Genomic DNA, 13,127 nt, shown 5'->3' with positions numbered 1-13,127 from the left:
TTCTTACGGCTCAGGGTTGAGCGGATATCACCATCTGCGACGGGCCGCCGACCGGAGTGTAGTCCGGGGAGAACGTCAACCTGCCATCCTTCGGCGCGACGCGGAAACGGGTAATGTTGTCGCTACGCTGGTTCATGACGTACAGCCACTGCTCCTGACTGTCCAGGGTCAGCGTGCGCGGGTAGTCGCCGCGGGTCCAGATATCTTCCTGGTGACTCAGGCTGCCGTCGGCCAGCACCGTAAAGTGGGCGATACTGTTATGCAGCCGGTTGGCGACGTACAGCTGCTTGCCATCGCGGCTCAGGACCAGGCCGGCGGCAAAGCTGGTGCCCTTATACTCTTCAGGCAGCGCCGAGACCGTTTTCCCCTCGCGCAGCAGGCCGCTTTGCTTATCAAGATGATAGAAGGTAAGCGTCGATGCCTCTTCGTTAATCAGCCATAGTCCGTCGCCCTGCGGCGTAAACACAAAGTGGCGCGGCCCGGCGCCGGGAGATGAGGCGTCAATAAACGGCGGATCGTTCGGCGTCAGCTTGCCGCTGGCGTTATCCAGCCGGTACTGATAGATCCGGTCCAGCCCCAGATCGGTGGAGTAAACGAACCTACCGCTGGGATCGGCGGCGACCATATGGGCGTGGGGGCCGTTATGATCGCTAATGGCAAAACTGCCTTCGACGGCCGCCGCCGGGCGTTCCGCACCCGCAGGCCCTTGATCCTGATGTATATCCACCGCTTCGCCCAGGTTACCCTCTTCCTTCACCGGGAGCACCGCGATACTGCCACTGACGTAGTTTGCCACCAGCAGATGGCGGCCATCGGGGGTCAGGGAGAGATAAACCGGCCCGGCGCCGCCGGAAGCGACCTGATTGAGCTCGCTCAATTCGCCGTTGCTGCCGATGCGCCACGCCTGAACCACGCCCTTGTCCACTTCGCTGGCGGCGTACAGGGTTTTGCCATCCGCCGAGACGGCGAGCTGGGCAAGATTAGGCAGCTTAGCAACCAGCGCTTTATCGCGCAGCGCCCCGGTCTGGCTATCAACGGTAAAGCGGTACAGTCCTTCGCCATTGGGGTTGTAGGTGCCGACCCAGGCGTAGTGGGTTTGCGCAGCGGCGCCGGCGGCGAGTAGAGAGAGTGAAGCAACAAGCAGGTGACGAGCGGTTGGCATGGTGGCTCCTTGATGGTTCGCTAAGGGTTTCCCCTCACCCTAACCCTTTCCCCAAAGGGGCGAGGGTACAGTTCGGTATTCTCCCTCACCCTTTGGGAGAGGGCCGGGGTAAGGGGCAACGGCGCTATTTGACTAACTGTTTGGTGATCGAAAGCAGCTGACGCACGTCCGCCGGGCGGGTGTTACCGCTGGCTTTATCAATAATCGAACTGTAGATATGCGGGATAATTTTACTCACGCCGGCGTCCAGCGCGATCTGCAGGATCTCGCCGTAGTTTTCCAGATCGATCCCGCCGGTCGGCTCCAGCCAGAAATCATAACGGGCGCAGGCCTCGGCAACCGCGATAAACTCGTCGCGATGTTTTAACCCGCCCATCGGGAAGTATTTAATCGAGCTGCCGCCCATATCTTTCAGCAACGCAATCGCGGTTTCCAGCGGTACGATGCCGTCCGGCGCGCCGCTGCTGAGCGGGCCGGTGGAGATCTTCACCATCCCCGGCGTACCGGTTGGCGACACCAGGCCGTTGACCACGGTGTCGTTCTGCCCCAGCAGCGCGCGGCTGGTCGCTACGCCGGTAAATACCTGATTAACGTGCTGCGGCTGCACCTGGCGCGAGATTTCGCTGACCATCGCCGACTGGTTCGGGTCGCCGGCTCCCAGCCCCACGGAGAGCGCGTTATCAATCCGCAGCGCGTATTCCCGCATATCGGCCACCGCGCTGGCGACGTCCGGGTAATTTTTGGAGAGCACGCCCACCAGTACATGACCTTCCGCCGCCTCATAAATCTCGCTGGCGTTATCTTTACTGCCCGCCAGCACGTTCAGGCAGACGCGGTCACGGTAAAAATTAGGGGTCAGTTTCATGCGTTTTTCTCCTTGTTCAGAACCTCTGCAATCCGACGGGAGACAATCTCCAGCTGCTGCGCGTTCACGCTGCGGACATCGGCTTCAATAATGCCTTCATTGGCCTTATAGCCGCGGAAGTAGATGGCGTATTCGCCCTGCTTCAGCGCGTTGACCAAATCACCGGTATTGACGCCGGTCACCGCTTCATCAAACTTAATCTCCGCCCGCGCGATATCGCGACCGGCGCTGTCCCAGACCACGCGCGCCGTCACGCCATTAAGCGTATTAAGCTGCTGAATAAACGGCGTCATCTTCGCCACCATCTGCTCACCGCTCTCTTTGCTCGCCGTCAGGTAGTGTTCGATGGCGCAGGTCAGGCCGAGAATCCCCTCTTTGCCCACCTTCATCGCCCGGCCAATGCCGTTCGACTGGCGTTTGACCCACTCAACGTATTGGGTTTTGCCGATCACCAGCCCGCTGGTCGGCCCTTCGATCGCCTTCGCGCCGCTATAAATCACCAGATCCGCGCCGGCGCGATAGTAGGCCTGGAGGTCTTCCTCCGCCGCCGCGTCGACAATCAGCGGCAGATTATGGCGCTGCGCCACCGCGGCCGCCTGCGCCACGTTGAGCATGCTTTTCTGCACGCAGTGGTGGGATTTGATATACAGAATGGCCGCGGTGCGCGGGGTAATCGCCGCCGCCAGCTGCCCGGCGGAACATTCATTGGCGTAACCCGCTTCCACCAGCCTGCCGCCGCCCAGCGCCACCATGGTGCCCACCGGCGCGCCGAAGTTGACGTTATGGCCCTTAGGCAGCACGATTTCGTTGTTTTCGATCGGCGTCACGTGCAGGTTTTCCAGCAGCCAGTCGCTGTCTTTTACCAGCACCGCCGCCACCGACTGGGCGATGCCCGCCGAGGCGCAGGAGACGACGGTCGCCCCTTCCACGTCCAGCAGCTTCGCAATATACGCGCCGGTTTTATTGACCAGATCTTTCATCTCGAAGTACTGGTTCATGCCCGCCATCGCGGCTTCCACCACTTCCGGCCGCGGCGTGGAGACGCCGAGAATGGTCATACGACCGGAGGTATTAATAACCTGTTTTAAATCATATTTCTCAAAAATCGAAGGCATTTTCCGCGCTCCCTTGTTCGGTCAGATAGCCCTTGCCCGCGCGAACGGCGGCAAGCGGCTGCAGAATCGTGTCGGTCTGAAGGCTCTCTTTTTCCGCATCCACCAGCACCGTCGGCGTCTGCGCGAGGGTAAACAGCGTGAGATCGGCGTCGTAGCCCACCTCCAGCCGCCCTTTATGAGTCAGACGCAGGCCGTCTGCGGCGTTGGCGGTCACGCAGTCGATGACCTGCGGCAGCGACATCCCGATGGCGAGGAATTTCGACATCACCAGCGCCAGCGAGCGCACCGGGCCGTCGATACGGTTGCGGCAGTAGATATCGGAGCTGATGGTGTGCGGCAGAATGCCCATAGCAATCGCCCGACGCGCCACCTCAAAGCTGAAGCTGGCGGTACCGTGGCCGATATCAAGGCGCACGCCGCGCTGTAGCGCGCGGGTAATCGCGCTTTTCAGCTCGCCGGACGGCGTCAGAATACGATTGGGTTTACCGTTGTAGCAGTGGGTAATGATGTCGCCTGAGGTCAGCCGATCGGCGATTTCATCCAGGTCGGGCGGATTATTGCCGATATGCACCATCAGCGGCAGGCCGCCGTTTTCCTGCTGCATCGCCTTCGCGCGCGCCAGCGGCGTAATGCCGTTTTCGCCCACCACGCTGCTGCTCATCCGCGCCTTCAGGCCGACGATAAAGTTCGGATAGCGGTTGACCGCCTGCTTCACCGCCTCCGCGTCGATATTCGCCATATTGGCCAGTTCATTCTGGGCAATCAGTCCGACGCGGGAGATGTTAAGCAGGGCATAAACCTCGGTCGCGGCTTCGCGGGTCAGCTGGTAGAAATCATCCACGTCGTCCGCGCCGGTGCTGCCCGCGTCAATCACGGTGGTCACGCCGGTAGCAATCCCCACGCTGTCCGGCTCATCATGGTATATCGGCGAGTTCGGATAGCAGTGAACGTGGGAGTCAATCCAGCCCGCGCTGACGTAACAGCTGCCGTCCAGCGCAATAGTTTTGCGCGCAGGGGCGCTAATCTCGCCAAGCGCCGCGATTTTACCGTCCCGGATGGCGATATCGGTCAGGGTATCGTCGACGAGGCGCGCACGGCGCAGGAGTAAATCAAACATATCTCTCTCCTGTTAACGCGGGCGCCGATGCGCCCGCAGGACTTAACTAATCGCCACCGGGAAAATTGACCCAAGGAGCATCGCGCCAAGGATCGCGCCGCCGGTGATCGGCTTCTGCCAGATGTAGAACAGCAGCGCGCCCGCCAGAGAACCGATGCCGATAGGAATAGAAGCGGCCATGGCGCTGAGAATAATCAACGGCCCGAGGAAGCGGCCGGAGGCGTTACCGGCCCCCATCATGACGTCCGCGCCGTAGGTGGAGTCGCTCTGGTTGATGGTGAATTTACGCGCCAGGATGATGATGTAGCCAATGGCGAGGCCAAGCACCAGGCCGGTGGCCAGAGAGGCGGCAAAGTTGGCGACCGGGAAAACAAAGCCCGCGCCGAGCAGCAGCGCCGGAACGCCCAGGCCGACGCCGGTCTGAATCGCTCCGCCGATATCCAGAATCCCCACAAGCGAGCCTTCGATAATACGCGCGAACAGGAAGCTGGCGCCGAACGCCGCCACCGCGCCGTAGGCCCCGGTATCGATTCCCGCTTTCAGCATCGCCACGAAAGCGACTTCGTTAAACGCGCCGATGCCGTAGAGGTAGTACATATGCGTCCCGGCAAAGACGCCGGAGGAGAGCAGGCCAACAAAGATCGGGAACGACCAGTCGGCATACCAAAAACCTTTATTTTGTTCCATGAGAGGCTCCTGTTATTTACCGCTGAGCGAGTTGTGGATCAGTTCCAGCCAGTTCGGCACGGTCAGATGGAAGGATTCAATCATCTTCATGTCGAAACCGCGGAAGAAGCCGCTCAGGACGAACAGCGCGACGATGGCCACCATCATCACTTTAGTGACGCGGTGCCAGCCGCTCTCTTCTACGCCTTTACCAATCAGGATGCCCAGCACCAGGCCCGGTACGGCGTTACCCATAATCAGCTGCGCCGCGCCGCCGAAAATCGTCGCCCAGAAGCCCGATTTTTTACCGGCATCAATCGCCGCCAGCCAGAAGATAACCGGCATCACCGTGTTCACCAGCAGGTTTGCCGCCGGAACCAGGACTTTGACCGCCGTCACCTGCAGCGCTTCCGGTACTGAAGAGGCGGTCAGGTTAAGGAAAGCGACCACGATCATGCCGATAATGCCGCAGGCGATGGCCATCTTTTTCGGATCGTGCAGCGTCTCGCCGACGTTGCGGTTTTTGATCATCAGGGCCGCCGCCCCCCAGTTGGGGATGATGCGGTGGTCAACGTCCTGCGTGAAGGAGCCTGCCGCGACGGAAGAGGCCCAGGCGTTGAAGAAGAAGCCCAGGCCAAAAGAAAAGTGGGAAGCCGGATCGCCTTCACATGAATTCAGCTCGCCCAATGTACGAAACGCCCCCATCCCCTGCGTGGTGGGCGCATGAAACATGCGTGCCGCTCCGGCGCCAACGCCGACGCCGACCAGGCCGCCGATGATGAGCGATTTTATTAAAATTATCAGGAACATAGTCTGACCCTTTGGTGAAAATCAGGTTTGCGTGACGAAATCCACTTTGTCGAGATTAATGGCGGTCACGGTGACGGTGACCTTCAGCTCCACGCTGTAGCTCCGTCGCTCGCGGCGCAGAAAGAAGAATAAAAACGCCTCTTTCCGTACCGCTTCACGCGCATGAACAACCTCCACATCCTGTGGTTCAATACGCAGTAGAATGTGCGGCGACGTTTTCATCACCGCCGCCTGAACATGGTTCAGCGCATCGGCGAAAGCGCGCGCTTTGCTCTCGCCTTTGCCGGTAACGCTCACCGTGGTGATGAATTGCTCTTTCATGCTCACGCGCCGTACTTCTTCTTCCAGGCCTCAACCAGGCGTTCGCCCAGCTCTTCTTTATCCATAAAGCCGAAGCCCAGAACGTTGTAGCCTTCGTTGATCGCGGTGACGCCTTCATCAACGGAACGCATGCCATATTTTGCTTTGTAGCCGTGCTTATTCTGCGCGGTGATCGCCCCTGCGCCGCCGCTGCCGCAGAAAGAGATACCGAAGGTGGCGTTTTCGGCTTTCATCATGTCGCCCAGCTTCATATCCGCGGCGACGCCCGGGACGACAACGGCGCGAGCGCCAGCTTTTTCCGCACCTGCGGCAACTTTTTGTCCTTTACCCAGGCGATCGCCAATAACAACGGTGATTTGTTCCATTTGAGTGCTCCTTACAGGTTATCTTTCGCGACTTCGAAGTGGACAGACAGCAGCCAGGCTTCTTCATCTGGCAGATTGCCGAACTGTGCGACCACTTCGCGGGCCAGCATCATTGAATCTTCCGAGATCTCTTCGAACAGGCTGGCATCCACTTCCGGCAGCGGCTCGCCGCTGATTGAGCGATGGGCCATCGCCCGAACGTGGGAGGTCAGCATTTGCTCCTGCACGTCGTTGGGGACGATGTTGCGGCGGCTTAATAGCGCGAAAACCTGCTGCAGCATCTTATCGGCCAGCTGCTCGGTTAGCGTGGCCTGCTCCTCTGGGACGTGTGTTACCGCTCCGTTATTCACTTGAATTACCCCGTTGATGTCTCTGGAGATAACACTAATGCCGGGGAGAAAGAGTTTGTAGCGAGTTGTTTTCCACTTCGAAGTGGAAAGAACGGCGGCAGGTGTGATTCATTTCACATAACCACAAAGAATGTATTCACTTAATAAAATTCGCGTGATGAATATCACAAAAACGCCAGCGATGCTGAAGCGGAACCCGCTGAGTAGAAAAGAGAAAAATGTGATGAAGGTAGTTTTTTACGTCAGCTTACCCACCTGCAAGGGCCCGCGGAACGGTTTGGGGTTTGGGGTTTGGGGTTTGGGGTTTGGGGTTTGGGGTTTGGGGTTTGGGGTTTGGGGTTTGGGAGTATTTTTCAGTTTGCCATGCCGGGCGAGGCGTCAGCCGCCGCCCGGCAGAAATACCTAAAATCTAAAAACGATTAACGATACTTCTTGTGATAGGCGTTGCGGGTGGTTTTAAACTCTTCCGCGGCGGCCTGGGCCTCTTTAACTTTACCTTCATCGGCCAGCTTCAGCGCGCCGTCGATCTGGCCGATCAGCACATCAAAACCGTGACGATAGTCTTTCATTTCCGCGCTGTCCGCCGCTTTACCTTCCAGCTTCGGCGGCGTCTCTTTCTGGGCATCCACCGCCGCCGTACGCATCTTATTCAGCGCCGCTTTCAGCTCGCCGGCGTCGGAGGTTTTCTGCACCACTTGCAGGTTCTCGGCAAGGGTATCCATGTCTTCGCCCAGATCGGCGAAGGCCGATGCCGAACCGAGCGCAAAAGCCGATACGGCCAGCATCGCTAACAGTTTTTTACGCATTGCTCACTTCCTTTTTTATTATTTAGCACACAGGTTTTATTGCCCGGCGATTTTCATCTCCGGCAGCAGCACGGAACCGCACTGAATGTTGCTGCGCGTTTCGATATCGTCGCCGATGGTCACGATATTACGCCACATATCTTTCAGATTTCCTGCAATGGTTATCTCACTGACCGGATACTGAATTTCGCCATTCTCTACCCAGAAGCCGGATGCGCCGCGTGAGTAGTCGCCGGTGACGCCGCTTACACCCTGCCCCATCAGTTCCGTTACGACAAGACCGGTTCCCATCTCTTTAAGCAACTTTGCAAAACTGAGGCCGCGGCCGTTGATCCGCCAGTTGTGAATACCGCCCGCGTGGCCGGTGCTCTTCAGCCCCAGCTTGCGCGCCGAGTAATTGGTCAGCAGCCATTGGGTCAGCACGCCGTCTTTAATGATATCGCGGCGTTCCGTACGGACGCCTTCGCTATCAAACGGGGTGGAAGCCAGCCCTTTCAGCAGGTGCGGATGCTCTTCAATGGTCAGCCACTCCGGCAGGATCTGGCTACCCAGCGCATCAAGCAGGAAGGTGGATTTACGATAAACCGACCCGCCGGCGATCGCTCCGACCAGATGCCCGAACAGACCGGTAGCGACTTCGTTGGCGAAAATCACCGGCGCTTTCATCGTCGATAGCTTACGCGGGGCCAGGCGCGACAGGGTACGGCGGGCGCACTCCTCGCCAACCCACTCCGGCGATTGCAGATCGTCTATCGCCCGCCCGATGGTGTAAGCGTAATCGCGCTCCATATCGCCATTCTCTTCGGCAATCACGCAGCTGGAGAGCGAATGGCGGGTCGAACAGTAGCTCTGCAGCATACCGTGGCTGTTGCCGAAGACTTTAATGCCGTAGTGGCTGTTAAAGCTGCCGCCTTCAGTATTGCTGATGCGCTTATCGGCTTTCAGCGCCGCCTGTTCAGCGCGGGAGGCCAGCTCAATGGCTTCGTCCGGCGACACTTCCGCCGGATGGAACAGGTCAAGATCCGGGGCCTCAAAGGCCAGCAGCTCTTTATCCGCCACGCCCGCGCACGGGTCCGGCGAGGTGTAGCGGGCAATATCCAGCGCCGCCTGCACCGTGCGGGCGATAGCCTGCGGGCTAAGATCGGTCGAAGATGCGCTGCCTTTACGGTTTTGGTGATAAACGGTGATGCCCAGGGCGCCATCGCTATTGAATTCTACGTTCTCCACTTCGCCGTAGCGGGTACTAACGCCGATACCGGTAGTTTTGCTGACGGAGACTTCCGCGCCGTCGGATTTGCCTGCCGCCAGTTCCAGCGCCGTGGTCACGGCCTCTTCCAGCGTCTTACGCTGTTGTGCAACTTGAGAGATGACTTTCATCGCTAATGCCATAATGTAAGAAGGAGTTAACTGAAGTCTAACAGAGAACCGTTTTTCAGTGCGCGCCTTAACTGGTAACATTAGTCTCTTTTTTAAGGAGCCTGAGATGACAAAGCAGCCCGAAGACTGGCTCGACGACGTCCCTGGTGATGACGTCGAAGATGAAGACGATGAAATTATCTGGGTCAGTAAAAGTGAAATTAAGCGCGACGCCGAAGAACTGAAGCGTCTTGGCGCGGAAATGGTCGAGCTGGGTAAAAACGCGCTCGATAAAATCCCGCTGGATACCGACCTGCGCGACGCGATTGAACTCGCCCAGCGTATCAAGAAAGAAGGCCGCCGCCGCCAGATGCAGCTGATTGGTAAAATGCTGCGTAGCCGCGACGTCGAGCCGATTCGTCAGGCGCTGGACAAGCTGAAGAACCGCCACAACCAGCAGGTTGCGCTGTTCCATAAGCTTGAGCAGATCCGCGATCGTCTGATTGATAATGGTGATGAAGCCGTGGCTGAAGTGCTGAACCTGTGGCCTGACGCCGATCGTCAGCAGCTGCGTTCGCTTATCCGCAACGCCAAAAAAGAGAAAGAAGGCAACAAGCCGCCGAAGTCCGCGCGTCTTATCTTCCAGTATCTGCGAGAACTGGCCGAAAGCGAAGGCTAATTTTGAACGACTCCCCCGGATTACGGCCCGTGCCCAATCCGGGCGACCCCCCACCTCCTCTTACAAATCACATGGTCGATAGCCCGTCGCCGTTGTCATGGCTTTAAATCGGTTGTAATTTTTCATTTTAATTTCATTTGGCGTTTATATTTAACTTTTATTTCACAAAAAAGCCGTTCCATTCCTGCCTGGCTGGTCATTCCACCTTTCCTCTAACGCTGCCAGACAAATCCCAATGCATTAATCTCATTAACTTAAATAACAAAACCCGCCTTTATAACGCTGACTTTATCAGCAGTTTGCTTATCTTTGATCCATCTCTCAAAACGGTCTTGTTATTTCATACATCATTATAATGAAAAATTAATTTCATTAAGTCGTGAGAAACGAAACGGTGCGAGCGCGTATTTTGGCCAGTCAGTTCTGTTAATTAAAACCAGGCGTCTGCAGGCTTTCTTCAGGAGAAAGTCGACCAAATCTTCCGCGCCGCCGCAGGTGAATCGCCCGGTAATCATCAGGGATTCACTATTCACGAAAGTGGCTGACCCGGCGCTAAGCCGTTCGCCGCCGGTCAGAGCCAGATTTTTAGAGAGTCGACAGCTATCATCATGGAGAAAAATATGACTACTGTACCAAGGCTGAAATATTTCGTTGATGGTCAATGGCGCGTATCGCAGACCGAACGCTATATGGACGTCTATAACCCAAGTACCGGGGAAGTGATGGCTCAGGCCCCCTGCTGCACCGAGCAAGAAGTGCTGGATGCCGTTGCCGCGGCGCGCAAAGCCTTTCCGGCGTGGTCAGATACGCCAGCCATTAAACGCTCGCAAATTATGTTCCGCGTTCGCGAATTATTAATCCAGCATCAGGACCGTTTAACCGAGCTGGTGGCAAAAGAAAACGGTAAAGCCTGGGGCGACGCCCAGGGCGATGTTTTAAAAGCGAAAGAAGGCACCGAGCTTGCCTGCTCGATTCCCACTCTCATGGCCGGCGAAAACCTGATGGACGCCTCTGCCGGGATCGACACCAACCTTTACCGTGAGCCAATTGGCGTGTTCGCCGGTATTGTGCCGTTTAACTTCCCGGCGATGATCCCGATGGGATGGATGGCGCCATTATGCGTCGCTTCCGGTAATACCATGGTGATAAAAGCGGCCAGTATGACGCCGATGACCTGTATGGAAATCACCAAGCTCTATCAGGAAGCAGGCGTGCCGGATGGGGTTATCAACGTAGTGACCTGCTCACGTAACGAAGCCGATATATTGCTAACCCATCCGGACGTCAACGGCGTCTCCTTCGTCGGCTCCACCTCCGTGGGCCTGCACGTTTACTCCAAAGCCGCCGCTCATGGCAAACGCGTTCAGGCGCTGTGCGAAGCGAAAAACCATGCCCTGGTGCTGGCCGATGCGCCGATTAACCGCACCGCAGCGGGGATTATCAACGCCGCGTTTGGCTGCGCGGGCGAACGCTGCATGGCGCTGCCGGTCGTCGTGGTGCAGGAAGAGATCGCCGATAAGCTGATTGCCGCCGTCGTCGAAAAAGCCAAACAGCTGAAAATCGGCCCCGGCTATCTGCGCGATACCGATATGGGTCCGGTGATTTCTAAAGACCATAAACGGTCGGTGATCGGCTGGATTAATAAAGGCATTGAGGAAGGGGCGAAGCTGGTGCTCGATGGTCGCGATATTAAGGTGCCGGGCCAGGAAAACGGCTTCTATGTCGGGCCGACCATACTGGATCGCGTAACCGAAGAGATGAGCGTCGGCACGCAGGAAATTTTCGGGCCGGTGCTGTGCTTTAAGCGGGTGAAAACCTTCGAAGAAGGTCTGCAATTAATGAACAATAACCCGTTTGCCAACGGCTCGGTTATTTTCACCCAAAGCGGCTACTACGCCCGTGAATTCCAGAAACGCACCCACGGCGGTATGGTCGGTATCAACGTCGGTATCCCGGTGCCGGTCGGCGTATTCCCGTTCTCTGGCCATAAGCAGTCCTTCTTCGGCGACCTGCACTGCCTGGGCAAAGACGGCGTACGTTTCTACACCGAATCAAAATGCGTGACCTCGCGCTGGTTTGATGAAGAGGAAGCGAAACGCGAAAAAGTCGACTCCTGGGACGGTACGATTTAATCGCCGCTTATTCTCCAGTTAATTCGAGTTGCCGCCATCGCCTCCCTCCTGGAAATATGGCGGATAAAAGAAAAAGCTCCCTCCAGATATTGCTCCGGCGATATCTGGAGCATTAATTCGATTTTTTTACTCTGCACGTGTCGCTGAATCGAAAATGACGAATGCACACTAAAAAAATCCTTAATATTAAATGGAGTTTCCTATGACCCAGGCCTTCTCAATTCCTCGTAGTATTATTTATGGCGAAAACGCTTTAGAACACCTTTCCACGCTGAGCGGTAAAAAAGCCGCATTAGTCACCGGCGGAAGTTCAATGAAGCGTTTTGGCTTTCTGGATAAAGCCGTTAGTGAACTTAATAAAGCGGGGATGGAATGCATTATTATCGATAATGTCGAACCCAACCCATCCATTAAAACCGTCTGGCGCGGCGCAAAAGAGATGCAGGCCTTTGAACCAGACTGGATAGTGGCGATTGGCGGCGGCTCTGCGCTTGATGCCGCCAAAGTCATGTGGTGTTTTTACGAGCATCCGCAGCTGAAGTTTGAAGATATCCTCCCGGTCGGTTCTATGCCAGCGCTGCGCAATAAAGCCCGGTTTGTAGCGATTCCTTCCACCAGCGGCAGCGCCTCTGAAATCACCGCGTTCTCGGTGATCACCGATACGGCAAATCATATTAAGCACCCGATTGTTGCCGCCGATCTGGTGCCGGATATTGCTATTCTCGACCCCACAATTCCGGCAAAAATGCCGCCGCACGTCACCGTTCACACCGGTATGGACGTTCTGACCCACGCGATTGAAGCCTATGTGTCCACCGCGGCCAACTCGTTTACCGATCCCTATGCGGTAGAAGCGATTCGGCTGGTGTTTAAGTATCTGGAAACCGCCTGGCGCTCGCCTGATGATATAAACGCCCGCATGCATATGCACAACGCCTCTGCGCTGGCGGGAATCGCCTTCACTAATGCTTCGCTGGGATTAGTCCACGCGATGGCGCATAAAATTGGCGGCGAGTTTGGTATTACCCACGGGCTGGCGAACGCGATTATGTTGCCTTATATCATTCGATATAACGCGAAGTTCACCAAAAAATATCGCCAGCTGGAAGCGGCTTTAGGCATCAATAACCTGAGTGATGCGATCAACGCGCTGAATCAACGTCTGGGAGTGCCGAAAACGCTAAGCCAGTGCGATGAAGTTGAAATCAATGAAGTGACCTTTGTGAATGTTCTCGACAGAATGAGCCGCCATGCCGTCGACGATCCCTGCACCTTAACTAACCCTAACTATCCGTCCGTTCAGGATGTCAAAGGGCTCTATACCCAGGCATTCTACGGCGCGTAATCGCCTCCCCGCTGCGCTTTTCTTAAACGGTAAAGCAG

At 56.7% G+C, this 13,127-nt stretch carries 14 protein-coding genes; 3 read left to right on the top strand and 11 right to left on the bottom strand.

Going from position 1 to position 13,127, the window contains the following annotated elements; translation table 11 throughout:
• Positions 1–10: 10 nt before the first annotated feature.
• The 11 genes from BWI76_RS02900 to pmbA form a co-directional block, all read right to left on the bottom strand.
• Complete coding sequence (locus BWI76_RS02900) at positions 11–1,162, bottom strand: lactonase family protein (protein WP_024360520.1); 1,152 nt, start codon at positions 1,160–1,162, stop codon at positions 11–13.
• Positions 1,163–1,286: 124 nt separating this feature from the next.
• Entirely contained in the window at positions 1,287–2,027 is a 741-nt protein-coding gene (gene dagF / locus BWI76_RS02895) for a 2-dehydro-3-deoxy-phosphogluconate aldolase (RefSeq protein WP_004137220.1), read from the bottom strand.
• Positions 2,024–3,142, bottom strand: coding sequence for a DgaE family pyridoxal phosphate-dependent ammonia lyase (locus BWI76_RS02890; RefSeq protein WP_024360521.1), 1,119 nt, complete (start codon positions 3,140–3,142; stop codon positions 2,024–2,026). The genes dagF and BWI76_RS02890 overlap by 4 nt, the downstream gene beginning before the upstream one ends.
• Complete coding sequence (locus BWI76_RS02885; RefSeq protein ID WP_004137221.1) at positions 3,126–4,259, bottom strand: amidohydrolase/deacetylase family metallohydrolase; 1,134 nt, start codon at positions 4,257–4,259, stop codon at positions 3,126–3,128. The genes BWI76_RS02890 and BWI76_RS02885 overlap by 17 nt, the downstream gene beginning before the upstream one ends.
• A 42-nt stretch (positions 4,260–4,301) precedes the next feature.
• Positions 4,302–4,946 carry a DUF4310 family protein gene (locus BWI76_RS02880; protein WP_004128208.1) on the bottom strand — a complete coding sequence of 215 codons (645 nt, stop codon included), beginning with the start codon at positions 4,944–4,946 and terminating at the stop codon, positions 4,302–4,304.
• Positions 4,947–4,958: 12 nt separating this feature from the next.
• Positions 4,959–5,735 carry a DUF4311 domain-containing protein gene (locus BWI76_RS02875; RefSeq protein WP_004098075.1) on the bottom strand — a complete coding sequence of 259 codons (777 nt, stop codon included), beginning with the start codon at positions 5,733–5,735 and terminating at the stop codon, positions 4,959–4,961.
• Positions 5,736–5,756: 21 nt separating this feature from the next.
• Positions 5,757–6,056 carry a DUF4312 family protein gene (locus BWI76_RS02870; RefSeq protein ID WP_004871019.1) on the bottom strand — a complete coding sequence of 100 codons (300 nt, stop codon included), beginning with the start codon at positions 6,054–6,056 and terminating at the stop codon, positions 5,757–5,759.
• 2 nt (positions 6,057–6,058) lie between these two features.
• A complete protein-coding gene (locus BWI76_RS02865) occupies positions 6,059–6,421 on the bottom strand; it encodes an SFCGS family glycine-rich protein (protein ID WP_004098072.1) in 363 nt (120 codons plus the stop codon).
• 11 nt (positions 6,422–6,432) lie between these two features.
• Entirely contained in the window at positions 6,433–6,771 is a 339-nt protein-coding gene (locus tag BWI76_RS02860; RefSeq protein WP_004098070.1) for a PRD domain-containing protein, read from the bottom strand.
• 419 nt (positions 6,772–7,190) lie between these two features.
• Positions 7,191–7,577, bottom strand: coding sequence for a cytochrome b562 (cybC, locus tag BWI76_RS02855; protein ID WP_004128201.1), 387 nt, complete (start codon positions 7,575–7,577; stop codon positions 7,191–7,193).
• 36 nt (positions 7,578–7,613) lie between these two features.
• Positions 7,614–8,966 (bottom strand): metalloprotease PmbA, encoded by a 1,353-nt coding sequence (pmbA, locus tag BWI76_RS02850; RefSeq protein WP_004128199.1) that lies wholly within the window; start codon positions 8,964–8,966, stop codon positions 7,614–7,616.
• Between the two features lie 94 nt (positions 8,967–9,060).
• On the opposite strand from pmbA, the gene yjgA reads away from it, so the two are divergent.
• From yjgA to BWI76_RS02835, 3 genes are all read left to right on the top strand, one after another.
• Positions 9,061–9,612 carry a ribosome biogenesis factor YjgA gene (gene yjgA / locus BWI76_RS02845; RefSeq protein ID WP_004128196.1) on the top strand — a complete coding sequence of 184 codons (552 nt, stop codon included), beginning with the start codon at positions 9,061–9,063 and terminating at the stop codon, positions 9,610–9,612.
• A 620-nt stretch (positions 9,613–10,232) separates the two neighbouring features.
• Positions 10,233–11,744: a CoA-acylating methylmalonate-semialdehyde dehydrogenase gene (locus tag BWI76_RS02840; protein WP_004871025.1), complete on the top strand. Its 1,512-nt coding sequence runs from the start codon at positions 10,233–10,235 to the stop codon at positions 11,742–11,744.
• 202 nt (positions 11,745–11,946) lie between these two features.
• Positions 11,947–13,089, top strand: a complete 1,143-nt coding sequence (locus tag BWI76_RS02835; protein WP_004871027.1) for an iron-containing alcohol dehydrogenase — start codon at positions 11,947–11,949, stop codon at positions 13,087–13,089.
• Positions 13,090–13,127 lie beyond the last annotated feature (38 nt).

It is taken from the genome of Klebsiella sp. M5al (genome assembly GCF_002090195.1).
Classification (GTDB): Bacteria; Pseudomonadota; Gammaproteobacteria; order Enterobacterales; family Enterobacteriaceae; genus Klebsiella; species Klebsiella grimontii.
Note: the sequence above shows the minus strand (reverse complement) of the source record. Positions and strands in the feature narration are given on the sequence as shown.